Origin of the sequence: Myxococcus sp. CA039A (assembly GCF_013336645.1) — a bacterium.
In the GTDB taxonomy this organism is placed as follows: domain Bacteria; phylum Myxococcota; class Myxococcia; order Myxococcales; family Myxococcaceae; genus Myxococcus; species Myxococcus llanfairpwllgwyngyllgogerychwyrndrobwllllantysiliogogogochensis.
This window is the reverse complement of sequence record NZ_JABUMQ010000117.1, coordinates 1-23421: the sequence shown is the minus strand read 5'-3', so window position 1 is coordinate 23421 and position 23421 is coordinate 1. Positions and strand designations below refer to the sequence as shown.

Here is a 23421-nt window from a genome sequence, read left to right as displayed (position 1 = left end):
GCGGGCTACTCCTCTTCCAGGGCCGCCAACTCATGCGCGTCCAACCCTTCCGGGTAGAGGCCCGCCTCGCCGAACTCCACCTTGTCGCGCATGCTTCCGCCCTCAACCAGCACCCGCGCCGCCTCCTCCGCGGCCTCCGGCCTGCCATAGGACTGGCCTCGCAGGGCCTGGGCCGCACGTAGCGCGTCACGCACCTCCGCTGCGGACGAGAAGCGCTCCTCCGGGTTGGCGCGCAGGGCCTTGTGGAGAATGGCCTTCACTTCCGGCGTCAGCGCCTCCACCGCCTTCTCGACGAAGGCCGGGCCGAGGGTGGCGAGCAGTGCCCGCATCTGCTTCAAGGGTAACGACGGAATGCCCTCCACTCGCGGCGGCTGGCCCTGGGGGGCGCGCGGCACCGCCTCCACGTCGAAGAGGTGCTTGCCGGTGAGAAGCTCCACCAGCAACACGCCCAGGCTGAAGACGTCCGAGCGAGGGGTGAGGGGCTGACGCTGGACGTACTCCGGCGACGCGTAGGCCACATCCCCCCGGACGAGACTCTCCGGAGACTCCTCCCGCCCCACCAGCAGCGAGTAGGCCGCGCCGAAGTTCATCAACTTCACCTCGCCGTGCAGGCCCACCACGACGTGACGAGGGTTGACGTCGCGGTGGACAACGCCCAGGGGGCGCCCGTCCTCGTCCTGCAACGTGTGCGCGTGGTGCAGCGCCTCCGCCAACTCCGCACCGACGTAGAGGGCGAAGGCCTCGGACGTGGGGCGCCCGCGCACCACACCCGCCGTCACCAGCGTCTCAACCGAAGGGCCGGGCACGTACTCCATGACGACGTGCGGCGCGTCGTCGTAAACCCCCAGGTGCTGCACCTGGGCAATGGCTGGGTGCTGGAGGCGGAAGGCCAGCTGCACTTCCTCCACCAGCCTCTGCCTGCGCATATAGGTGCTGGGACTCGGCAGGCGGCGGACGAAGCAGCGGCCCGCCAACGCCTCCTTCCGCACACGGCGCTGGGCCAGCAGCAGCACCTCTCCTGACTGCCGCCTCTCCAGTTCCTCAAGGACTTCGTAGCGGACTTCCCCCACCTTGAAGAGGAAGTGGGGTTTGAAGGGCAGCGCCCGTGAGGGCTGGCGGCCCGGAAGCTCCTCAGTGCTGACTTCATCCGCGGTAATGGCCATGTGTGACACTCCATCAACGGAAGAGAGGGACAACGTCACGGCAACACGAAGCCCTTTGGGCGGTCGCCGGGCGCGCGCAGAGCCGTGAGAGAAGGCAGCGGGGCCGCGCTGCTGATGTGACCTTATAAGTCCACTAAACTTCACCTTTGAAGTACCATTCCCAGCCAACAATGGGAAGCCGATAACCGCAGGGCACGCGACCTCTTTCGTCCCTCTCCGCTTTCCCGAAGCCGCCGAAGGCCCCTTGGGTGCCCGCGCAACCGGCCATTGGGCTGGTCCGCATCACCTCCAGCGGCAGCACGAAAGCGGCCGTCTCTGCGCGAAACTAGCAGTGCCAACGGCGAGCCCTGCCGCGTCGAAGGCCCGGAGACGGACTCCCATGCCTCCCTTTGCATGCCGGGAGCACAGGCGCGTAGGATTGGCACAAGCGTAGGGCAGCGGGTTGGCTTCGATTCCAGCACCATAAGCGCGAGGCGGGACGCTTCAGCCATTGGGGCCGCGTCCCAGCAGCGGCGATTCATGGGAGGAATCATGTCGAGTATTCTCAGGGGCATGCTTGCAGCAATCCTGCTGGTGGGCTGTGGCATGGAGGAGCAAGTCGACTCATCGGCCGAACTCGAGTCCAGAGAGGATGGAATCAATACCTGTGTCGTTGGAGCCGCCGCATACTCATTATGCAACAATGGACGCAGTGTCTGCATCTACGCATCCCCAGGAGCGCGCAACGCCGACTGCCGGCCTCGGTGCGGAGTCGCGTGTGGAACAGAAGAAGGTGAGTGTTGTATTGGGTATGCGCCCATCGACTACTGCGAGATGAACAGGGGCTGCATAAGCTATCTGGCCCCCATATCTCCCTGAACTTCGGGCAGGGACACCCACAACCCGGCACTCGAAGGACGCCGCATTTCTTGAGAAGAGGGACTCGACGTTGAAGCCCGGGCACCCTCCTGCGCGTCGGACTACCAGCCTCGGCCCTTGTGAAGAGCCAAGCGGCTCCCCTGCCCGCTCACTTCAGCAGCCAGTCGTACACCGCCCGAAACTGCTCCCGTGAGGACGACGCCTTTGAATGAGGGGGCGCCACCACCACGGGGGCAGGAGGGTTCAGGTTTCAGCACAGCCACTCCTTGACGCTCCCCAGCACGCAGAACTCTGTTCTGCTCGAAGCGGTGCTCCGCCCAAATGCCCCCACGGGCGACCTCGCTGAGCCGGTCCATCACACTGAGGCACCGGGGCGTGGGCTGGCCCAGGCCATCCAGCCTCCCTGGACATCTGACAACTCCTCTCTCAGACTCCAGGCAAATCCATCTCAGGAGTGCTCCATGAGCGTTCGCTTCACGTCAATCCTCACGATAGCATTCACACTATTGACTGCACTGACACCAACCAAAGCGTTCGCCCAGAAAACCATCACCTACAAACCAAGCGGCCTGTCCACGCAGCTATGCAACGTTTTCAATATCCCGACACCGGCCAAGATCAATGACGTAGCCCACTACCCAGTCGCCGGAGGGGCGAAATTCAATGGAAATTCAGTGATCCTTGAATCCAAAATAGGAAACACCCTAGCTCAAAACCTAGGAACAGCCTATGCCCTTGAGTATCCATTCAGGGTCGGGCTCAAGTACATTATTAGCGTGAACGCATTGAGAACGTCCGAAGATCCGACCTCCAATCCGCGCCTCAGCTTCTCTGCATTCACGGAGCTCCCCGCTCCCGACGACACCAACCCCACTGTGTGTGGCTCCGTCGGAGAGGACTACTGGGCGGTACTTCAAAATAACATCGTGGGCTTCTCGTACATCAACGCAACCGCAAAAACCTACACATTCCCCGAGTGGGCCCCCGCCGAGGATGCAGACTATCTCATCGTCCTGGCGACCCAGGGCTCTCCCTCGAAAACGACGCAGGTCCTAATCAATCAAATCTCCATCACAGAGGTCGTGCCCCCTGCATTCTCCCTAGCACCCAGTTCAGTAGCCCGGACTTGCGGCGACACCACGGCCCAGACATTCACCGTGACCAACCTGGAGGGCATCAGGGATATCAGAGCGTATGAATGGGACCTCGGCTCGGCGAGCAACGGCTGGTCCTATCAGGGAGCGCCTGCTCCAGCCACGTTGACGACCACCGACGCCATCCTAACCCTCACCCCCATATGCGGCGCCGCTCAGGAAGACATCTCCGTAGCCGTGAAGACAGGAAGCTCCAGCTATGGACCCTACCAGTCTGACGTCACCAACCCTGGATACCCGTCGATGTCCATTCAGGGACCATCTATACTCTGCACTACAGCGCCCCATGAGTATCGACTCCTTGGATTGCCGTGCAGCACGTCGGTGATTTGGAGCACAAGCGATGTGACCCTGGCGACTGCGGCGTCCCGTAGCGACAACACAGGCACACTCACAAAGGGCACCAACTTTGGTGACATCACACTGACCGCGCAAGTTTCAGGGAACTGCGGAGCAACCACGCTCACAAAGAAGGTTCGGGTTGGCCCCTACTGGCTAACTCGACCGTATGGCACGCTCACGTTCGAAACAAACGCCAGCACCTACAAGACAGTGGAACTGGTTACTGTGACAGACTTCTACGGCTGGACCTACGGCACAAATGGCCTGCTGCTAAGGGCCTCCGTGACGCAGCCGGAAATTAGCGGATATTGGCAGCCAAATGAACCCACAGGCCCGAACGCCGAAATCCTGTCATTCCAAACAACAGACACCGGCAAGACCGCTCTCGTGCGATTCAATCCATTTGCATCCGGAGACAAGGTCGCCAGCATTGGCTTCCATTACTCGGATGGATGCGGGCAAGGCGGCACATATAGTCACTGGTTCCACTACAAAGGAAGCAGCGGCTTTACCCCCACAGAGTCGTCTCCCAATGAGAAACCCTGACAGGACCCTGTCGAGCGGAAGCGTCAGGAACTGGTCTGGCGCTCCTCCTTCAGTTTGACTGCGCGAGGCGGAAACCGAGGAAGAAGAGGGCACCAGAAGTGGCGTGACTCGGCATCTTCTTGCCGAGACACGAGACCGCCCCCCATTTGAGGTCGGGCGGTCCAGATTGCATTCGGCGCGCTCCGCCAAGCATTCATCGCCCCTATAGAATGACGAGCGGGTCCATCACCGTGCGCACACCGTCACCGATGCGATCAATGGACTCCGCCCGACACTCGCTTGTGCAATTCCCCTCTATGCTGCCTCCACCTTTGAGTATGGACGAACCACCTGCTTTCCGTCGCCCTGGCGCTCGAGCGTGACAGTCCCTGCCCCAGCATCAACAGCCTTCACCACGGCAGGGAAGGTTCCCCTCCCTTGTTTGTAGCGGACTTCCTGCCCCTGCTTGAAGGGCGCCGCGCTCGTTTCGGCTTCATTCGCCGACGTGGCGCCCTTCGCAGTCGTCCGGGGGCGCCCGCGCTTCTTCGGAGCAGGCTCGCCCTTCGCCTGGCGCCGTCTCGGCGGTGTGGGAGTGGCGCGCTTTGGCGCGGGGACAGCCGACACACCGTTCGTCGTAGGGACGCCCAGGTACCGGGCAATCTGCTCCAGGAGTTCCGTCTGGCGGCCCATCTGCTTCTCCACTTCCTGCGCAATCACCGCGCGGAGGGTTCCCATCATGTCGTTCTGCATTTTCTCTCGCTCTCTGCGGACCGTGACGTCCGCGCATTTCGACGACAGCATTCCATCTATTCGACGACGCATTGCAATTCATAATGCAGGCCCCTCGTCTCAATTCGACGGGGCCAGCCCTATTCGGAGCGAAATACAGGAGCTACAGCGCGCCATCGCTCGCGTTGCATCTCCCATGCGCCGGCATGAACGACGGCCCGTAGGACTCTTTCCCCGAGAGGCTCTTTTCCGTCGACGGCCTCAAGGAACAGCAGCTCCTCCTGAATGTCCGGGGCCAACAGCAGCAAGTCGAGCAAGTGCGTCACTCGCGCCCGCGAGAAGCCCAGTTGCCCCGCGACGTCCGCAGCGCTCCGTACCTGTCTCCGGGCAATAGCGGCCCCTACGTGGTGGGCAAGGGCCAGCATGCGCGCGACGCGGGACGGGCGCCTCGACTCCCCGCACGGGGGCTGTGGTGCCCCCTCGACGAACGTGACTCCCATCCGACGGACGCGATGAAAGCGCGCACGAAGGAGGCTCACTTCCGTTGGCAAGGATTCGAGGCGCGTACTCATGCCGCTGCATCTCCACGCGTGGCCACAACACCGTCACTGGCCTGGGCCAGGTACACGTCGATGCAGCCAGTCATCTCATTCGCCACCACCCGACCGATGAGCGCGCGCAGCAGTCTCCCTCGGTTGGCTGGAACGAGGGCGTCCCACACGGCATCGAAGTCCGCGAGGGCTTGAGCAACCCACGCGGCTTCCAACTTCTCACCCTTCGTGGCGTCCAAGCCGCGCTCTACCTCCGCCTGTCGCTTCTCCAGGCCCACGGCCTTTTCCTCCGCAGCCATCAGCTTCGCCTCGACAACGCGCCGGGCAGGCCCCTCCAAGTATGAAAGGGAGTCGACCCACTTCGCCGACTCCTTGGAGAGCCGGGCCAGCTCTTTCGGCAACTGCGCGCGCTCGGCACGGAGGGCTTGGTGCTTCTCCTCCAACCGTGCCGTGAGGCGGGCGTATACATCCCCTGCCAGGGGGCCGCTCACCGAGGTCTCGCGGAGTCGCGCAACGACGAAGTCCTCCAGGGCCGGTGCCGCCATGGGGGCGGAAAGACAGGCACCCCGCCCCTGTTTGTCCCGAGTGGTGCAGCGGTAGTAGCGGTACTCGCGTGTGCCCTTGCGGCTGCTGCCGGGCGTCATCGCCGCCCCACAGAGGCCGCAGTGCAGCAGGCCACGCAACACGTAGTCCGGGTTGCGTCCGTGAGACTGGCCGCCGAAGCGACGTCCATCCAGCATCGCCTGAGCCCGACGGAAGGCGTCCTCATCCACGATGGCCGGATGCTCTCCTTGGTGCGTCTCATTCCCGTAGGAAATCAGGCCGACATAGAGGGGGTTGCGCAACAGACGCAGGGCATCCTGCGTCGTCCAGGGACGAGCGCCTTGTGCATCACCGCTCCGGTTCTCGTACCGCTTCGTCTGCCGCCCCTTCTCGTTGAGGAGCTGAGCCACGCCTGAAGCCGTCCCGTGTCGGAGGTACAAGTCAAAGGCCTCCTTCACCACCACGGCCTCATACTCATTCACGGAGAGGCGCCGATTCACCACGTCGTAGCCCAACGGCACGCGCCCGCCAGTCCACTTGCCCTTTCGTCTCGCGGCGGCAATCTTGTCCCGCGTCCGCTCGGAAATCATCTCCCTCTCGAATTCGGCGAAGGACATCAGCATGTTCAACGTCAGGCGCCCCATGGCGTCCGCCGTGCTGAAGTTCTGCGTCACCGAAACGAAGGAGGCGCCTGCCGCATTGAAGCGCTCCATGACTTTCGCGAAGTCGAGGAGGGAGCGCGAGAGACGGTCGACCTTGTAGACTACGACGACGTCCACCAGCCCCGCGTCCACATCCTGAAGCAGCCGCTGGAAGGCGGGCCGCTCCATATTCGCGCCCGTGAAGCCACCGTCGTCGTATCTCTCGTCCACGAGAGTCCAGCCGGGCTGACGCTGCACGTAGGACACGCAGGTTTCGCGCTGGGCATCGAGGGAGTTGAACTCCAGCTCCAAGCCCGCGGCGGTCGACTTGCGGGTGTAAACGGCGCAGCGCTTCGCGTCCGTCGGAACCCGCGTCGGCTTGCGCTTCCTCATGTCCCCTCCGAGTCCCCTGGCGGCGGAGTCTCCGCGCCGGCCCTCGAGGACGGCGGCGACCCTGCGAAACGCTCGGCCACTGCCACCAGTCGCTCCACGTTGTCGTTGAGGCGCTTCAGCTCACGGACGAGCGCCGGCATCGTCCCCTCGTAGAACCGCTGCCCCATGTGCGTCTGAAAGAAGGAGGGGCCGCTCATGACTTCACCGCCTTCGAGCTGCTGGCCTTGAGGCCGAAGAAGGTGAAGCCGTTCCAGGCCGTCCCCGTCACCAGCTTGGCGATGCTGGAGAGGCTGCGGTGCTGCTTGCCCTCGTACTCGAAGCTGTCCTCCCGCACCGTCACCCGAAGCTGCGAGCCCTTGTACAGACGCGTCAGCACCGCGCCGGGTGGCGGGAGTCGCACGTCGCGGCCGTCATCTGCTGCGGACGGAGGCGCGGCATCGTTCTTCTTCTCCACCTCCGATTGCCGCATCCGCCAGCTCTCGGGCAGCGTGTCACCCAATTCCGCAATGCGTGCCACGGCGCGCGCGGAAAGTCCTCCTTCGGCCAGCTCCTGAATCCGGAAGGCCAGGCGCTTGCGCAGGTAGTTCGCGTTGCGACTGCGCGTGGGCTCGCCGTACAACTCCTGGTACTTTTTCGCCAATTCCGGCACCCGCATATGGGCCAGGGTAGCCAGTTGCTGCGGCACATCCGCCAGTTGCTTGCGCGCGGCGCGAACAATCCCTCTCTTCGCCATGGTGATGTCTCCTTCGTCCGGGGCAACCTGCCCTCGGGCGAAACCCATGGACGCTCTGTCCCGGGGAGAAGACAAGTCGAGAGTCTGCGTCTCAGCCATGGGTGCGCTCCTCTTCCTTCGACTTCGGTGCTTGCGAATGGCGACGAAGCCACAACTCCCAGAGGGCCTCCGTCAGTACATCGACGGCATCGTCGTGTCGCTGCTGTGGGGTGCTGAGGTGCCCCATGGATGAATCCTCAACCTCGTCCTGCTTCGACACTCTCGGCGTCATCACCATGACAAAGTCACCTGCAAGCATTGGGGAACATGCCCACGCGTCTCCACGCCCCTCGGCTGTCGGCCGTAGGGCACTCACCTCCCGGCCTGGCTATCCGCTGGCGTCTTCCGCTGCTGAGTCGCCGTTGCGCGCACGCCAGTCGTGGGACTGCGGGAAGTCCTCCACCGAGACGAGGCGAGTGCGAGACAAGTCCAGCACCACGGCGCGGCGACGGTTCATCCGCCCGTCGAAGCAGACTCGCTCGTTCAGGGAGACGACGTAGCCGCCCTCGCGGAGATTCTCGTGCAGCAGGCGCCGCAGCGCCTTCGTGTCCACCACCTCGCCCTCGTAGTCGACGCGCTTGCAGTGGGCGCGGAAGGCGTCGTAGGCGCTCTCCAGGTGCAAGCAGAAGCGCTCGCCCTCGAAGACGTAATGCACCCGGTGCCGCAGGTCCCCCTGAATTGCCATGACGGACAGCTTCTCCAGGAAGACGTCGAGGGCATTCTTCACCCCGGCTTCCGTTTCGAGGATGTCCTCCAGCACGGCGTTGACTGCTTCGCGGGCGCCCAAGTCGGTGGGCAACGGGTAGCCACACTCCCGCGCAAATTCCTCGAAGAGGTGAATGCCCAGCAGCATGGCCACCAGGTTGTCGACGACGCGCGGAGGCACCTCACGTCCTTCGAGGAGGACGTCCGCCACCGTCCGGGCCACCTGGCAGTCCTTGCCGAAGTCACGCCCCAGGCAGAATTGAATGTAGCGAGGCGCGAAGAGGGCCAGATTGACGCCCTTCAATTTGCGGAACGCCACCCGGCACTCGCGCCGTTTCAGCGTCGCCTTCTCCGGGTTGACGGTGAGAAGGCGCTCGAGGAGTGCGGCCTCCGTGGGACGCGTCTCACCCGCTACGCACAGCGGCGCGTGCAGGCGGTAGCTCACCACCGACAAGTCCGAGCGGCCCCGCTCCTCCGTCTCCCCGCGGTAGAGGCGCCGCATGTAGCGGTGCAGCAGCTGAAGCCGGTGCAGCGGCATGTCGTAGGGCTTGTACTCGTCGGCCACCACCGGCACGGAGCGCGTGGCGGACAGCAGCTTCACCAGGGCGAATTCCGTCTCTGTCACGCTGTACGCGTCAGACGCGGGCACGCCGAAGAGGGGCCAGAAGACGTCGGTGCACATGCTCGACTTGCCGCTACCTTGAGTCCCGTGGATGAAGAGGAGCGGGAAGGAGCCCACCTTCTCCATGAGGCGCGGCTTCATGGGCGTGGCGAAGAACCACCCCAGCATGGGCAGCACCACCTGCGGCGTGTTGAGTTGTGGCAGGTACTCGAAGACGGTGCGCGCGACGTCGTGAAACGTGTCCTCGTCCGTGGCCTCGTAGCGGATGCGCGCCTCCAGCGAGGTGCCATTCGGCAGGTACGCCACGGGAGACGCCGAGAGGAAACCCTCCCGCCCAATGGTGCACCCGGGCGCCACCCAGACGTGGTGCTCTCCCCGCTTGAAGTCGCCCAGCGTGGTGGTGCCCGGAAGGCGGGGCACCGCACGCCGAGCCACCGCGCGCAGCAGCCCCTGCACGTTGTTGTCGCTGCCCGTCCACTGCGTGTGGACGGACGGCAGGTGGTTCAGCAGCTCCTTGCGCGAATGGAAGGCCCGGCGCGGCAGCCGGGCTCCTTCCATGCTGGTGCCCTTGTCCGTGCGGACGTCCCCGAGGAACACTTCCCCCTCCTCGGTTTCCACGAGGGCCTTCGGCGTGAAGGTGAAGGAGGAGATGGCCTTCGCCTCCCCCCTCTGCGTCACCGTGTAGTAGCAGTACGCGTCCTCGTACACCTCGCCGTCGATGGTGTCGTCGCCGCTGCTGCCCTTCCCACCTCCCTTGGAGTCCGCGCCCTCCGCCCCCTCGCCCGCCGCTGAACTGCGCACGGCGCGGGCCATGGCCAGCCGGAGCTTCTGCGCGGCCAGGCCGGTGCGCACCTCCAGCAGGCCCAGGTACTTCTCCTGCGCGGACGGCGGACGGTGGGCGATGGCCTCGAGAATTGGCTTGAGGCGGTACTCCACCTCCTGGGCCGGCGCCGTGGCCAGGCGATCCACAGCCGCCTCGATGTCGAACACGACGTCGTACAGCTCGCAGCGCACGTCCGGCTCGCGATTCACTCGGCAGTAGCCCATGCCCTGGAGGGAGTGGCAGGGCGGCGCCACGGAGCCATCCTCGCGGGCGGTGGCCACCACCTTCTCGTGGGCCTTGCGGATGTAGCCGACGCCGTCCCGGCCCTTCAGCTTCCCAAGGCCCCGCCTGTCGTACTCGCTGACAAGCTCGGTGATTTCATCGAGGCCCAGTCCCTTGTGCACGAAGAAGCGCACCATGTTGAAGATGGCGACGCTCCGGTCCTCCGCCCCCTGCTCCCACAGGCGCTGCACCGGGCCGCACATCTCCACTGGGTGCGCCCAGTCGTACTCCCCCGTCTCCGTCCGGCGGGCCTTCACCGTCCCCTGCGGTGCCGAGGTGGAGGGTGCCAACGGCATCGTCACCTGGGCCGGACGCGCTTGGTTCGCCAGCGGCTGCTGCACCGGCGCACGGAGCAGGCGCTCCAAGAGCTGGGGATCCTCGACGCGCTCGAAGCCGGCGAGCGCCCGAGCTGCTCGGTGGGGCCGCTCCGCTGTCCCTGCCCCCTTCCGGCTGATGGTGCCCACCACTTTGATGACGCGCGCTACGTCGTGGATGGAGTCCACGCGCACGCGCTCGGAGGCGAAGCGGGCACGCACCTCGGCCTCGAAGGACTTCAGGCCCGCCTGCACGCGCTCGTGGCTTTCCCCCTCCAGGGGCTGCGGCGGCAGGGCGAACCAGAGCTGCGCCCCGTTGCCGCTCATGTTCAGTCGCGGCCGGACGAGGCCCTGCGCTTCACACCAGGCCGCGGCGGCGTCCGCCACCTGGAGCGTCAGCGAGAGCTCGTCCTCGGTGCTGGCCGTGTCCTTGGGGCGCACGGGGTCCAGGTCCACCACCGTGGCCGTCACGACCTCGATGTCCTTGTTACCCGCGCCGCTGCGCAAGGGGCGCAGGACGTTGGGGGCCAGCTCGAGCAGGCGCCGGGGCCGCGGCTGGATGCCCACATACACGTTGCCGTCGGCATTGGCCGCCACGCAGGCCTCAACGAAGGCCTCCTCGTCGTCGAAGAAGCCCAGGCCCGCAAGGCCTCCCCCGCCCGGGCGGATGATGCGGACTTCGCTCACACCATGCGGTGCATGCGCCAGCCACCGCCAGGTGGCGCGGATGTCGTCGGGGCTTGGAGTGGTATCAGAAGGTGTCGTCATCGAAGGTGCTCACTCCCTGTGGTGGTTCAATGCACGCCAGCGTGGGCCGTCACTCCCAGCACCGTGGCGTACTGTTGGCGGCGCTCCGCGTGGTGGCGCCGGAGCAGCGGCACCTTCCCGTCGACGAAGTCGATGAGGACGGCGCTCTTCTTCTCTTCGTGCGGGCGCATGAGGCGTCCGAGGCGCTGGATGGTGCGTCCACGCGCACGGCCGGGGTACGCCAGGAAGACGCGCGAGAGGCGCGGCAAGTCGAGCCCCTCATCCGCCAGGCTGGTGGCCACCAGCACACGGACGCGCCCGGCGCGAGCCTGGTCCAGGAGAGCCTTGCGCGCCTCGCGCGGCACCCCACTCGTCAACGCGGCGGCCGACAGGCCGGTGGCCGAGAGCCGCTGCGCCAGCAGTTCGCAGTGGTCCACCCTCCCCGTGAGGACGAGGCACAGGTGGCCCGCCCAGGCCTCGCGAGCCACGGCACCGAGGACGAGGTCATTGCGCGCCTTGTCCTCCGCCAGCGCCTCCAGCATGGGCGCGTAGTCGGAGGCGCGGCCATAGGGGAAATCGAAGGCCGTCTCCACGGCGCGCACCTCGGGCACCACCAGCACTCCGCGCGCGACGAGGTCCTCGTGCTTCACCACGGCCAGAGGCGCTCCCAGGTAGAAGCGCAGGAGCGGCGTCAGCCCGTCCTCCCGCTCGGGCGTCGCCGTCAGGCCCAGTCGGTACCGCGCCGGGCAACGGTCCACGAGTCGATGGAAGGCGCTTGCACCAATGTGGTGGGCCTCATCGAGAACGAGCAGGCCGAAGCGGCCGAGGAAGGCGTCCAGCTTCGCCTCCTCCCACCGGGCCAGGGACTGGACGACGGCCACGGTGACGGGCCGCACCTCTTCCTCGCCCGCGCCCACGAGGCCGGCCTCCATCCCCAGGCGCTCGCGGATGTGCTCTCTCCACTGCTCCGCCAGGTCCAGGGTGTGGACGAGGATGAGCGTCGGCGTGCGGAGCCGAGAGATTGCGCCGACTGCGAGGACGCTCTTCCCTGCCCCGCATGGGAGTACCGCCGTCCCTTGAGTGGCCTTCGCCAGCCTCTCCACAACCTCGGCCTGGTAGTCGCGCAAGGACACCTCCGGCAGCTTCGGCAGGCGCTTCGCCGGAAACACCCGCGCGTCCTCGAAGGACAACGTCAGGCCCGCCTCGTCTGCGGCACGGCGCAGCAGGTGAATGGCCCCGCGCGGCAGCACCAGCTCCCGCTCCTCCTGACGGATGAAGGAGAGCGTCTGGGGCTCTGCCCCCGGGCGCTTGCGCAGCCGCACCAGCTTCCAGTACGCGGGATTGGGTAGGGAGAGCGCGCGGCAGAGGCCCTCCACCATCTTCGGCGGCACGTCACTCGCCGCGAGCCTCAGCCCGGCGTCCACGCGCACGCGCAGCGTCCGCTTGTCCGTACCCGCGTTGCGCGCAGGCGCAGACGGCGCGGCCCCCATGCTGGAGTCCTGGGCGCGAGAGACAACACGTCCCCCGTCCCCACATTCGGAGAAGTCTTCCACCATTCGTTTGTTTCCTCAGTGAGGCGCGTCGGGGGCACGCAACAGGCCCCCTTCGCGCATGGCTACGGCAACAGGGTCAGCAGGGGGCGCTCACGGCCCGAAGGGGTCCACGTCCGCGACACTCTCCGGGGAGTACTCGGTAACGAGGGAGTCGACGAAGGCGCGCGCCAGCTCCCCCTTCGAAGCCGGCAAGTCGCGGATGCGCTGCACGGCGAACTTCTGGAGGAAGCGGTCCACGGCCTCGCGCGGCAGCGCCTTCAGCGCGGTGGCCATGGCCTGTGCGAGCTTCACGTCGACAGGCTCACTCGCCTTCGCACTGGAAGCGCTCGTAGGCGGCGTGCCGCTCGCCGCAGCGGCAGCCTCGGCGGTGTGCAGCTTCTGGATGTCGTGCAGGCGCAACGCCTGGAAGGCCTGCTGCTCCTCCAGGGAGAGCTGGCACTCCGGGAGGATGGAGTACGTCGTCTTCGGGTCATTGGCGACGCCGTGACGCTTCACCTCGAAGGCCCACTTCTCCAGCCCGTACTTCGCCCGCACTTCCATGAGCGTGTCGAAGAAGGCAGTGGGCCGCTCGAGCACCTTCACCTCACGACTGCTGTACAGGGCCACGTTGTAGGTGACGCGCAACGAGGACTTGTGCCCCTGGGCCCTCAGCTTCTCGTCGAAGGCGACGCACCGGCCGCCGATGAAGCACACCTCTCGCGGGTACGGCTCCCCGAGGAAGACGACGACTGCGGTGTCCCCGTCGTTCGCGAGCTTCAGCCAGGCGCCGCCGGCCTGCTCGTGCTGCTTGGCCATCGCGGCCGTCTGTTCCCACATGTTGGTCATGGTGCTCATTCCTCCTTCTGGCAGTGCGTGGTGGGGGCGTGGCGCTCGCGCCGGTACACCGAGAACAACTCGGTGCCGTCCTCCGTGGAGCCCGCCGCCTCGATGTTGAAGTCCGCGTCGGTGTCCACCACGTGCTGAATCTCCCACCGGCGGAAGAGGCCCGGCACGCGGACGTAGTCATTGGCCTGGGCCCCGGCGCACTCGCAGCAGAGGCATGGGCTACGGCCCCCCGCTTCCGGCCCTGAGTCGCCCCTGCCCACCACCCGGAGGTGGTGCCCGTCGATGCGCGCGAAGAAGCGCACGTATGTTTCACCATGTTCGAAGTTGTTTCGCGTGGCTGTCTTCATTCAGTCCTTCCAGGTTGCAGGCAATACAGGGGCGTTGCTGTCCGCCGGGACGGACAGGGTGTCTCGAAGCAGGATTGGATTGGGGCGCGAGGCGGCCCGTTACTCCCTCAAAGCCAGGCGGCACGCGGAGGGGACATACGATTCGCGCATTCCGTCAGCCGCCCCCTCCCGGTGTCCTCTCGGTTGTTTCAAAATCCACAAACTCTAAAACTCACCCCCACCCGCCGATTTGGGACAAGAAATCTTTTTCGGGGATTTTATTCTTCATTTTCCGCAGGCGGACCAGGGCCCGCTGGACGCGCTTTCGCGCCGCCGCAGGTGCAAGCCCGAAGCTCGCGCCGGCCTCTGCGTAGTCCTCTTCGCGCAGCAGGACGGACACCACCAAGTCGGTGTCCTCGCCCATCAACGGGAGGAGCAGCGCGCGCAGCTCTTCCACTTCTGTGTTGAAGGAGCGGGCTCGAGGCACGGAGGAGACGGGCCACGGCCCCGAGGGAGCCCCGCCGTCTGCTTCAGCCAGTCTCCCAAGGCGCACGCGTTGGCGTTGCGCCTCGAACTCCTTGTGCCAGTCTTTGAGGACGTCGCGCTCCGTACCACGCACAAGTGTCGCGGCCACACGCTGGACGCCGGACAATTCGACACGCGCCACGAGCCCCATGAAGGACGCGGCAATCGAGGACACCACCTCCACAGGTGCGGTCTCCATTCGCCTGAGACATCGGCGATACACGCTGTCCAATCCTGGCCAGAGGCCCAACCACAACAACGCCACGAAGGCGTTAGCCGCGGCGCCCATCTGCACCAGCATGACGAGGCCCGCGAGTAAGCCATCCTTGCTGTGAGACTCGCCTTCGCGCGCAGTGAGGAATGAAACAAGATCCTCTGGCTGCTCGAAGTCGGAGAGCGCCTCCCAGTTGCGCCGCAAGACGCGATAGGCACGCTGCGCCTCGGCCGTCCGGAGGGCCATGCCAAGCTCTCGATTGAGCGCACTCCAGTTACGACTCACTGATACATGCCGCCCCGGCCCTGCGCTCGGCGCGCGGGGAAGTGCCGGGTGAGGGGAGACAAGGCCGAGCCCCGTTCAAGGAATGGCGCCAGCGCCTCCGAGGGTTCCTATCTTCGGCGGGTACCTCGTGGCGGTGGCGCGACTGTCGAAGGAAGAGGCGGGCGCTCCACGCACCCAAGCCCCTGGCTACGGTAACGGGCAAGCCCCCTTCCGGCTGGGGGCACGACAACGGGAGAGCGGCGCGCCCAGGGAGACCAGAACGAGGCTCCCACAGCGCAGGCCATGCCCACGCTGAACGGCGCACCAGCGCCTCGGCATCAGTGTCGAGCCAATCACAACAAACCAGCACATCGTGCCGAACGCGTAATTCACGCGGCTTCCCCTCACAGCCCAAGGACGACACCGCGCTGAAACGTGCCCGCGGGCAATACGCACGACAGCGTGAAGCCTGGGCGTGACCACGGCGTGACGGCGCGAAGAGAAACGCGCACCCAGCCCTCCCACGCCGGCAACACCCCTCCGCGCTTCATGGTGATGCTTGTTATTCATGTCTCGACCCCCCTCCCAAACTCCCAATACCCAGACAGTCACGCATTCATCGTCGCTATCGCCACGCTTAAGTTTTCCAGCGAGAACATCCGAAGTGGTTGATGTGGCGTTGGGGACACGGTCGCGCGCGCCTCTGCGACTTTCATGCCCGCACGTCGTCACTCGGACTTCGACGTCGCACGGAGACACGAGCCGCCCACCCGTTCGGGCTTCGGCTTCGCACAGCAAACTGCTCGTCCACGCATTCGGACGTGCGCCATGTGAAACACCCTTGTCTCGCTGTATCACCGCCCCTCCTGCGGCCGGAGCAACCCTGCCAACCGCCCATCCTGCGCGTCTCAGAAAACCGGGAAGCGACGGCCCTGACAGGGCGCAGATGACACGGAAGGCGTCAGATGTGGCCCAAAGTGGCTCCCGCTCCCGTTCACGCGCGTGGAGGCCGTTTCCGGCCGTTCTGCGAGCATTCACAAGCCATGGCGTGGACGCATCCACCCACGCCGCATGCCCGCGCGCGCGCCTTCACAGTCAGCCGCACAAGGTTTTACTTCACGAGTGGGTGTGGACAGCGTGGACAGCTGTGGACAGCACTCTGTCCACACTTAACTCTATGATTTCTTTAACGAAATACTCACTGTGGACAGTGTGGACAGCTTTTATGGGGAGAGACACGTATGCGCGTGCGCGCACTTGTACATGGAGCCTTCGCGTGCGCGCGCACATGACGTAGGGGTACCCTTCAGAAGCTGTCCACACTGTCCACAGCGACCCATCTTCGCGCAATCACTCGCGAAACCTGTGGACAGAGACATGTCCACGGGCCGTCCACGCGCTGTCCACAGGGCGAGAGATAGTCCAGGACGTTGAGGTGGCCGCCCTCGCATTCACAAACAGATGCACTGACTTTCACTTCATGAGTGGGTGTGGCCAGCTGTGGACAGCACTCTGTCCACACTTAACTCCATGACTTCCTTAACGAAAACCTCACTGTGGACAGTGTGGACAGCTTTTATAGGGAGAGACACGTATGCGTGCGCGCGCACTTGTACATGGAGCCTTCGCGTGCGCGCACACATGACGTAGGGGTACTCTTCAGAAGCTGTCCACACTGTCCACAGCGACCCATCTTCGCGCAATCACTCGCGAAAACTGTGGACAGAGACATGTCCACGGGCCGTCCATGAGCTGTCCACAGGCGAGGGATGTCCCCGATTTGTCGCCGAATGCCTTTGTGCTTCTTTCCCTCGGCGCTTCGCTCGCCAGGGGAAATCCAAAAATAAAATCGGGCGAAATGATTTCTTGTCCCAAATCGAAGGGATGGGGTGAGTTTAGGATGTATCGGCAAACACGCGCCGCCGACATCCGCGCATGGCCCTTACACACCTCCTCCAGCCCACTCCCGCCCCACAGCGTCCGCCTGGCGTGACGTGCGAAGCCTATGTCCGCGGCGAGGGCAACCACTGCATGCACTACCGGCATGGCGGTGGCTGCGCTCTGCCCGGCGTGGGTACTTGCACCGAGTGGCTGAAGGTCAATCGGCAGGCCCGGCCTCATCGTGAGGTGGCCGCGCCGCATGTCCCCGTGCTTCCGAAGAAGTCCGCTCCAGCCGCTGTGGATCTCTTCGGCCATCCGCTGCCCGAGGCTGGCTCGAAGAAGAACGCCCCAGCCTCCGCCTCCAAGCCCGCGCCACCCACTCCGTCTCCCGACGTGAAGGAGCTGAACGCGGAGTCCTCTCTCTCCGCCCTGCGCGGCCTCACCGACGAGGACATCGCCAGCTTCAAGGCCCTCGGTGCCGAGGTGTGCTTCGCCTCCGAAACCTACGGCGAAGTGTGGCTCGTCCCTGCCTACACCGGCCAAGCCCGAAAGGAGCTCACCCCGGAGCACGCCGCCACGCTGGTGCGCGTCCTGTCTGCCTTCCCGGGCTCACGCGTCATGTCCTTCGAAAAGCGGCAGGCCTCCGCGGAGGTGTCGCCATGAGCGTGGCCCACGCCTGTGAAACAGACACACGGGCCCGCCCGGCATCCCCGCTTCGACTTGATGTGTCTCTCGAAAAGAGCGTGATGACTGTCTCGCGACACGCCACTGCACCGGCCCGGAGGCCCACGTCATGAGCGCACTGCGAAACGAGCATTTGTCATACAGCCGGCTGACCCGCTTCGAGGCCTGCCCACTGTCCTACCAGCTCCACTACCTCGACAAGCACACCGCCGAGCCCGGCATCCCCCTGAGCTTCGGCAAGGCGTTGCACAGCGTCCTCGAGCGGCTGCTTCAGGAAGTCATCGACACCGAGTACGCGGGCCGCCTCTCCGAGGAGCGCGCCCTCCAGCTTTATCGTGAAGAGTGGGCCGCCTCGGGCCTCTCCGGCCTGGACCTCTTCCAGCAGGGCCTCTCCATCCTCCAGGACTTCGTGCGCCAGCAGGGCCGCGTGGACTCCCGCGACATCCTCGCCGTGGAAAAGGAGTTCCGCCTGCCGGTGGGGCCCTTCACCGTCCTGGGCTTCATCGACCGCGTCGACTGGGTGGACGACGAGACGGTCCACGTCATGGATTATAAATCCAACCACCAGCTCTTCACCCGCGAGGAGCTGGACTCCAGCCTCCAGCTCAGCCTCTACGCCCTCGCCGCGCGCCGCATGTGGCCCTGGGCGAAGAAGGTGCGCCTGTCCATGTGGATGCTGCGCCACGGCGTGCTGCAGGAGACGACGCGCACCGAGGAGCAGTTGGACGCCGCCCTCGCGTACGTCGAGACGCTGGGCCAGCAGATGGAGAAGGCGGAGTCCTTCCCCGCCCGCCTCAACCCCAACTGCGTGTACTGCGACCACCGGCGCAACTGCCCCGCCTACGCCCAGGCGCTGGAGGGCCGACGTGAAGTCGTCTGCGAGGACACGGCCGACTTGGAGTCCGTCGCCCGCGAGCGCCAGGAAGTCGCCCACCTCGCGAGGATTCTCGGCGCGCGCAAGGCGGAGCTGGAGGGCGTCCTCCGCGCGCACCTCGCCGAGAAGGACGAACTCGTCCTCGCCGGCACGCGCTACCGCATGTTCAACGTCGCCAGCCTCGACTACCCGCTGGAGCCCGCCGTCGCGGTGTTGGCCCGAGCCACCGGCCTCCCCCGTGAGGAGCTGATGCAGCGCCTCGCCAGCGTCGAGAAGAAGGCCCTCGAAGCGCTGCTGAAGGACGCGGGCAAGCGCCTGGGCACCGCGCGCGTCGCGCTGCTGAAGGCCGAGCTGGACTCCCTCGCCGCCAAACACCACTCGCCCAGGTTCTGGGCCAAAGAGGTTGCATAGTGCTGCTCGCTCATTCTGATTCCGACACCACTCCTGTCTCTGCGCTCCGCCAGCCGCTCTTCCCCAGCCTCCCGCCGCATCTGCGGACGCTCTGCTTCATCGACCTGGAGACGACGGGGTTGGACTCCTCCCGGCACGAAGTGCTGGAGGTGGCCGTGCTCCGCGTCGACGCCCGCAGCCTCAAGGTGCTGGCCGAGTACGAGGCGCGCGTGCAGCCCACCCGGCTGGCCGACGCCCACCCCGATGCCCTCGCCGTGTGCGGCTACTCCGACGAGGAGTGGCGGGACGCCCTGCCCCTGCGGGAAGTCTTGGCCACCGTGACGCCGCTGCTGACGGGCACCCTCGTGGCCGCCCACAACACCAGCTTCGACTGGGGCTTCCTCGTCGAGTCGTATCGCCGCAGCGAGCTGGCCCTGCCCTCCGTCGACTACCACCGCCTCGACACCGCCAGCCTCGCGTGGCCGCTGCTCGCCACGGGCGAGGTGGAGTCCCTCTCCCTCAACACCCTGGCCAAGCGCTTCGGCCTCCACCGGCCCTCGCCCCACCGCGCCATGGCGGACGCCCGCTGCGCGCTGGAGGTGGCCCGCTGCCTCGCGGTGCGCATGGCCCGTGGCGGACACATGGAGCGGCTGCTTGAGGAGTCGGGAGGTGTCTCGTGAGCGGCGCCTCCTCCCGTCGCAAGGGTGCCGACTTCGAGCGCGCCCTCGTCCACCGCTTCCGTGAGGCGATGCCCGAGGCCCTCATCCGCCGCGGCCTCCAGTACCGCACCGGACAGGAGATGTCCGACGTCGAGGTGCCGTGCTTCTGGGTCGAAGCAAAGGCCCACCAGCGCACCAACGTCCGCGAGGCCATGCGACAGGCGGTGGAGACGTGCCCGCCGGGGCGCTGGCCGCTCGCCGTGTGCAAGGACGACGGGCAGCCGCCCCTCGTCACCATGCAGTTGGATGACTTCCTCGAGTTGGTGAGCGAGTGGTGGGAGGCCCGTCCTCGGTGAGTGACTTCTTCAGCCACCTCCTCGGCCTGCTGCGTGTGGAGGCGCTCTCGCCTCGGAACCAGGCCGTCTTCGCGGCTGCGCGCACACGGCGGCCCGCCTTCGCGCGCCACGCCACGCTCGAATCGGTGCTGGCCGCCATGGCTGACGCGCGCGCGGAGACGTACCCGGAGCGGGAAGCCCTCACCCGGGCCCTGGTGGCTGAAATGCAGGCCTCCCCCAGCCCCGCGTGGACGGCTGCCCTCGCCTCCGCCTACGCCCCCATGTTGCGCCGCCTGCGCAGCCGCCTCCTCGGCAACGCGGTGCCCCGGGAGGACCTGGACCAGCTCGTCCTCGCAACCTTCCTGTCCGTCGGGCGCAACTTCCCCCTCCCCCGCTGGCAGGATTGGACGGCAGTCCGGCTGCGCCAACAGACGGCGCGCGCGGTGTTCCGCTACCTGCGCAAGGAGCGCGCGGAGCAGCACGACAAGTACACGCCCCAGCAGCTCGCGGCGTGGCTGCCCGATACCCGCCCTGTCACGCCGATGGAAAGCCCCAGACGCCCCAGCGTCCGGCGGAGCTTCGTGCGGAGGGATGCGGTGCTGGTACACCTCGCCCGGGACACACTGCCTCGCAGCGACGTCGAGGTCCTCATGGCCACCGTCGTTCGGAGGGAGAAGCTGCGTGCCTATGCCAGCCGCCTCGTCGGGGGTGACGCCACCGAGGTCGAGCGGGTGTACCAGCGCCTGAAGCGCCAGCGCACGCGGCTGATGCAGCGCCTGCGCACCCAGGCCGTGGACACCGCAGCGCAGCCCCCCGGAGGCTGCTGAGGGAAGGCATGGCCCAGAAGAAGCCCCTCAGAAAGCTGGGGCGCCCCACCAAAGCAGAAGGCCCCCGGCTGCCTCATGACGAGGTGGACCGGCTTCTCGTGGAAGGCGAGGAGGTGCCCACCACACGGGGCCGTGTGAAGAGGCAATTCCCCTCCTTGCGCGAGCTGGCCGAGCGCTTCGGTGTCGCGCACAGCGCCGTCGCCCGGTACGCCCAGCAGCACGACTGCCTCGGCCGCCGCAAGCGCCTCCTCGCCGGGCAACCTCCGCCCGAGGTGGAGGCGTCTGCCGAGGCGCCACAGGCTCCGCCGCCCGCGAAGCGCAAGACGGGCCGCCCCCGCAAGTCCGAGGAGCCCGCGCTCCCGCGCCAGGAGCTGGACCGCGCCCTCGTCTTCGGCGACGTGAAGACGCTGCCCGATGGCTCCACCATGACGAGCTACGCCTCGTACCGCGAGCTGGCGGAGCGCTTCGGTGTCGCCACCTCGCTCGTGGCCAGCTACGCAAAGGAGCACAACTGCCTGCGCCGCCGCGAGGAGGCCAAGACGCGCATCGCCACCAAGGCGGACCAGAAACTCATCGAGCTGCGCGCCAACGCCATCGCCGTCTCGAAGGACGACGCGCTGAAGATGATTGACGGCTACCTCCTCGGCTTCGAGGAGGCCCTGTCCGAGGGCCGCGTGCGCGTCGACAACCCCACCGACTTCAACACCATGGTGCGCCTGAAGGAGTTCGTGATGGGCGGCGCCGACTCCCGCCAGGAGCTGCACGCCAGCTTCTCGTTGGAGGGATTGCAGACCCGACACGCCCAGGCCCTGCGCGCCGCGCGAGAGACGACGCCTGCTGAGCGCGGCGAGGTCGTTGCGGAGTTGATGAACAGCGACGAGGAGTAGAGAGCTACGTGCCTTGCGAAGGACAACTTGTTTGACATGGACATGTCAAGCAGAACAGAGCACGGAGGCAAACTCACAATTCAGTCAGAGGACTCAGCACTCTCCTCTCGCCCTGGCAATTCAGCCACCCTTCCAGCCAAAGAAGAAGAATAGAACTACCGACTCAATGTATTCTCACACGATCACCACACAAAAACAACCCCTTCACACCACCCCACCAGAATGGCACCATCACCGCAGCACCAACCAAGGAGAAATGACCATGTCAGCCATTCGCATTGCAGGGCTCATCGCAGCAGGAATTCTGTGGGGATGCGGCGGAAACGACAGCCTCTCACAAGATAGTCAAGAAGAGGGCCAATCCACCGCGCACCTCATGCCCTGTGAAAGCTGCATCTATCTTTTTGATGAGTGCAAAATACAAGCCGCCGGCAACCCCACTGATCTCGCCCTTTGCTCTGCCCAATTCCGGCAGTGCACCGCAACCTGCACCTGACAAGCCAAGACGCTGAGCTGCCCCCCCGATCAATCCCATGGGGCAGCTCAGTCCTTGGCTGTTGCGATTCGCAGCGCTCGTGCGCACGGGCCCACCGCATTCACAGAGCCCCCGCACCTAACCAAGCATCGAAGCCCTTCTCAGCTCTGGACCCATCAAGATGAAGTTCTCATTCGCAGGCATAGCTTTGTCGGGCGCCATGATTATCGGAGGAGGCGCACTTGCCTCCAAACTTCAGCACCCCACAACATCGGGCGCAACGCAGTCAACGGAGGACTGCTTCAAGAGATGCTTCGACATCTATCTAGTGTGCAGGTCCTACGCAAATGACGACCCCGCGATGATCGCTCGCTGCCATATGGACTACGAAGAGTGTCGGCAGGCCTGTACACACCACGGAGAAGGTTGAGTCAACAGGAGTCTACGATCAACGACTGCGCCGACAGTGGCCGGTGACCAAGCACGTCTCCAATACTTGGGCCCTCATTTCTCACTAAACAATGGTTTGCACTCACCACCTAGCGGTTCCAATGAATTCGCCTTGGGCTGCTTTGCCACTGAAGGGCGTGACATGCGAACCATGAAGCAGCAGCTGCTAGTTCCGTCGGAGCCCCCTGTTCAATCTCGATTCCATCAGGTGGTCCGACGTCAATGTCTGATTCTTGCGCCAAAACCCCATCGTCCCGATTTAGGAAACTTGGGCTCCGGCCACCACGAATCGCTCGCCCATCGAAGTCGAGTCACAGTGTATCTCGAACCGCTCCGCACTCGACGAAGTCCATCGACACGATGAGCCACGGATGCCCATCGGCAGTCTCGTGCGGCCAAACATCAATCTCGGATTGAAGACGGAACAGAGCCCCGGAAAACTCGGCCTCGGCATGAGTTCTCGCAACGGCTTGGAAATCGGAGAATGGCTTCTTCTTGTCGAGCGTCACCTAGGAGCGTGCCCAAGCCGGATGCGTCCATCCACATCGTTCAGAGCCGCTTTGTAACGCGAAGGCAGAAAAAACTGCGCGCTGCCGAAGAAACCCTTCGCCTGCACGCCCCTCCAATCCGGCTTGATACTCGCCTCCCGAAAGTGAACGAGGACACTTCGCGTTCACTTTCGCCGCGCCATGCCGCGCCTGGTCACTTTTCCCCGGGAGTTCGCCCCACCTAGCACGCGGAAGCACACGCCTGGCGCCACAGCCTTCGTGGTTTCGCGAGGTTAGGGCTGACAGCCACCAGGTCCTTGAGCGCCGCGGTACGAGTTTGGGCCTGAACTCGCGCCCGGAAGCACACTCCGTCCAGCGAGGTGGACGCGCGCGCCGTTCACTTCCCCGGCCCGGGACGCCCTCCTCCGCTGCGCCCCGCCGGCCGCCACGTGGCCCACCTGGCGCTCCGCCCCGGTCAGCCCCGCGCACCGCGCCTGTCGCCGCGTGGCGCCCCGTTCGTGCGCGCGTGTCCCCCAGCTCTTCGGGCCGCAGGCCTTTGTCTTCCTCGTGAGCCCCACGAGCCCCCGAGCTGCCCTCGAA

20 protein-coding genes are annotated in these 23421 nt (G+C 65.6%); 8 read left to right on the top strand and 12 right to left on the bottom strand.

Annotated features, from left to right (window positions below):
• Positions 1-5 precede the first annotated feature (5 nt).
• Complete coding sequence (locus HR086_RS20550) at positions 6-1163, bottom strand: serine/threonine-protein kinase (RefSeq protein WP_174466463.1); 1158 nt, start codon at positions 1161-1163, stop codon at positions 6-8.
• Between the two features lie 1319 nt (positions 1164-2482).
• On the opposite strand from HR086_RS20550, the gene HR086_RS20545 reads away from it, so the two are divergent.
• Positions 2483-4063, top strand: a complete 1581-nt coding sequence (locus HR086_RS20545) for a hypothetical protein (RefSeq protein WP_174466462.1) — start codon at positions 2483-2485, stop codon at positions 4061-4063.
• Between the two features lie 294 nt (positions 4064-4357).
• Here HR086_RS20545 and HR086_RS20540 read toward each other — a convergent pair whose 3' ends face one another.
• The 10 genes from HR086_RS20540 to HR086_RS20500 form a co-directional block, all read right to left on the bottom strand.
• Positions 4358-4780 carry a PspA gene (locus HR086_RS20540; protein ID WP_306663351.1) on the bottom strand — a complete coding sequence of 141 codons (423 nt, stop codon included), beginning with the start codon at positions 4778-4780 and terminating at the stop codon, positions 4358-4360.
• A gap of 559 nt (positions 4781-5339) precedes the next feature.
• A complete protein-coding gene (locus tag HR086_RS20535; RefSeq protein ID WP_174466460.1) occupies positions 5340-6899 on the bottom strand; it encodes a recombinase family protein in 1560 nt (519 codons plus the stop codon).
• Positions 6896-7096, bottom strand: coding sequence for a hypothetical protein (locus HR086_RS20530; protein ID WP_174466459.1), 201 nt, complete (start codon positions 7094-7096; stop codon positions 6896-6898). The genes HR086_RS20535 and HR086_RS20530 overlap by 4 nt, the downstream gene beginning before the upstream one ends.
• On the bottom strand, positions 7093-7632 hold the full coding sequence (locus tag HR086_RS20525) for a DUF2924 domain-containing protein (RefSeq protein ID WP_254626406.1): 540 nt from the start codon (positions 7630-7632) through the stop codon (positions 7093-7095). The genes HR086_RS20530 and HR086_RS20525 overlap by 4 nt, the downstream gene beginning before the upstream one ends.
• Before the next feature lie 91 nt (positions 7633-7723).
• A complete protein-coding gene (locus HR086_RS49230) occupies positions 7724-7858 on the bottom strand; it encodes a hypothetical protein (RefSeq protein ID WP_256433651.1) in 135 nt (44 codons plus the stop codon).
• Positions 7859-7999: 141 nt separating this feature from the next.
• Entirely contained in the window at positions 8000-11185 is a 3186-nt protein-coding gene (locus HR086_RS20520) for a hypothetical protein (RefSeq protein ID WP_174466457.1), read from the bottom strand.
• A 26-nt stretch (positions 11186-11211) separates the two neighbouring features.
• Positions 11212-12720: a DEAD/DEAH box helicase gene (locus tag HR086_RS20515; RefSeq protein ID WP_174466456.1), complete on the bottom strand. Its 1509-nt coding sequence runs from the start codon at positions 12718-12720 to the stop codon at positions 11212-11214.
• Positions 12721-12807: 87 nt separating this feature from the next.
• Entirely contained in the window at positions 12808-13542 is a 735-nt protein-coding gene (locus HR086_RS20510) for a hypothetical protein (protein ID WP_174466471.1), read from the bottom strand.
• Between the two features lie 5 nt (positions 13543-13547).
• Positions 13548-13889 carry a hypothetical protein gene (locus HR086_RS20505; protein ID WP_174466455.1) on the bottom strand — a complete coding sequence of 114 codons (342 nt, stop codon included), beginning with the start codon at positions 13887-13889 and terminating at the stop codon, positions 13548-13550.
• Positions 13890-14100: 211 nt separating this feature from the next.
• Positions 14101-14853, bottom strand: coding sequence for a sigma-70 family RNA polymerase sigma factor (locus HR086_RS20500; protein WP_174466454.1), 753 nt, complete (start codon positions 14851-14853; stop codon positions 14101-14103).
• A gap of 1953 nt (positions 14854-16806) precedes the next feature.
• Here HR086_RS20500 and HR086_RS20495 point away from each other — a divergent pair.
• From HR086_RS20495 to HR086_RS20465, 7 genes are all read left to right on the top strand, one after another.
• A complete protein-coding gene (locus HR086_RS20495; protein WP_174466453.1) occupies positions 16807-17415 on the top strand; it encodes a hypothetical protein in 609 nt (202 codons plus the stop codon).
• 130 nt (positions 17416-17545) lie between these two features.
• Positions 17546-18721 carry a PD-(D/E)XK nuclease family protein gene (locus HR086_RS20490; RefSeq protein WP_174466452.1) on the top strand — a complete coding sequence of 392 codons (1176 nt, stop codon included), beginning with the start codon at positions 17546-17548 and terminating at the stop codon, positions 18719-18721.
• Positions 18721-19380, top strand: a complete 660-nt coding sequence (locus HR086_RS20485; protein ID WP_174466451.1) for a 3'-5' exonuclease — start codon at positions 18721-18723, stop codon at positions 19378-19380. The genes HR086_RS20490 and HR086_RS20485 overlap by 1 nt, the downstream gene beginning before the upstream one ends.
• Entirely contained in the window at positions 19377-19715 is a 339-nt protein-coding gene (locus HR086_RS20480; protein ID WP_174466450.1) for a hypothetical protein, read from the top strand. Before HR086_RS20485 ends, HR086_RS20480 begins: the two co-directional genes overlap by 4 nt.
• Positions 19691-20521, top strand: coding sequence for a hypothetical protein (locus HR086_RS20475; protein ID WP_174466449.1), 831 nt, complete (start codon positions 19691-19693; stop codon positions 20519-20521). Before HR086_RS20480 ends, HR086_RS20475 begins: the two co-directional genes overlap by 25 nt.
• 8 nt (positions 20522-20529) lie before the next feature.
• On the top strand, positions 20530-21408 hold the full coding sequence (locus tag HR086_RS48590) for an AT hook motif domain protein (RefSeq protein WP_254626404.1): 879 nt from the start codon (positions 20530-20532) through the stop codon (positions 21406-21408).
• 262 nt (positions 21409-21670) lie between these two features.
• Positions 21671-21904, top strand: a complete 234-nt coding sequence (locus tag HR086_RS20465; RefSeq protein ID WP_174466448.1) for a hypothetical protein — start codon at positions 21671-21673, stop codon at positions 21902-21904.
• Between the two features lie 740 nt (positions 21905-22644).
• Here the strand turns inward: HR086_RS20465 and HR086_RS20460 are convergent.
• Positions 22645-22842 (bottom strand): hypothetical protein, encoded by a 198-nt coding sequence (locus HR086_RS20460; protein ID WP_174466447.1) that lies wholly within the window; start codon positions 22840-22842, stop codon positions 22645-22647.
• Positions 22843-23421 lie beyond the last annotated feature (579 nt).

Coding starts and splice junctions, on each gene's coding strand:
- HR086_RS20520 (WP_174466457.1), bottom strand. CDS start 11,185: ATGACGACACCTTCTGATACCACTCCAAGCCCCGACGACATCCGCGCC.
- HR086_RS20465 (WP_174466448.1), top strand. CDS start 21,671: ATGTCAGCCATTCGCATTGCAGGGCTCATCGCAGCAGGAATTCTGTGG.
- HR086_RS20505 (WP_174466455.1), bottom strand. CDS start 13,889: ATGAAGACAGCCACGCGAAACAACTTCGAACATGGTGAAACATACGTG.
- HR086_RS20550 (WP_174466463.1), bottom strand. CDS start 1,163: ATGGCCATTACCGCGGATGAAGTCAGCACTGAGGAGCTTCCGGGCCGC.
- HR086_RS20495 (WP_174466453.1), top strand. CDS start 16,807: ATGGCCCTTACACACCTCCTCCAGCCCACTCCCGCCCCACAGCGTCCG.
- HR086_RS20530 (WP_174466459.1), bottom strand. CDS start 7,096: ATGAGCGGCCCCTCCTTCTTTCAGACGCACATGGGGCAGCGGTTCTAC.
- HR086_RS48590 (WP_254626404.1), top strand. CDS start 20,530: ATGGCCCAGAAGAAGCCCCTCAGAAAGCTGGGGCGCCCCACCAAAGCA.
- HR086_RS20525 (WP_254626406.1), bottom strand. CDS start 7,632: ATGGCGAAGAGAGGGATTGTTCGCGCCGCGCGCAAGCAACTGGCGGAT.
- HR086_RS20545 (WP_174466462.1), top strand. CDS start 2,483: ATGAGCGTTCGCTTCACGTCAATCCTCACGATAGCATTCACACTATTG.
- HR086_RS49230 (WP_256433651.1), bottom strand. CDS start 7,858: ATGGGGCACCTCAGCACCCCACAGCAGCGACACGACGATGCCGTCGAT.
- HR086_RS20535 (WP_174466460.1), bottom strand. CDS start 6,899: ATGAGGAAGCGCAAGCCGACGCGGGTTCCGACGGACGCGAAGCGCTGC.
- HR086_RS20510 (WP_174466471.1), bottom strand. CDS start 13,542: ATGACCAACATGTGGGAACAGACGGCCGCGATGGCCAAGCAGCACGAG.
- HR086_RS20490 (WP_174466452.1), top strand. CDS start 17,546: ATGAGCGCACTGCGAAACGAGCATTTGTCATACAGCCGGCTGACCCGC.
- HR086_RS20515 (WP_174466456.1), bottom strand. CDS start 12,720: ATGGTGGAAGACTTCTCCGAATGTGGGGACGGGGGACGTGTTGTCTCT.
- HR086_RS20540 (WP_306663351.1), bottom strand. CDS start 4,780: ATGATGGGAACCCTCCGCGCGGTGATTGCGCAGGAAGTGGAGAAGCAG.
- HR086_RS20500 (WP_174466454.1), bottom strand. CDS start 14,853: ATGGCCCTCCGGACGGCCGAGGCGCAGCGTGCCTATCGCGTCTTGCGG.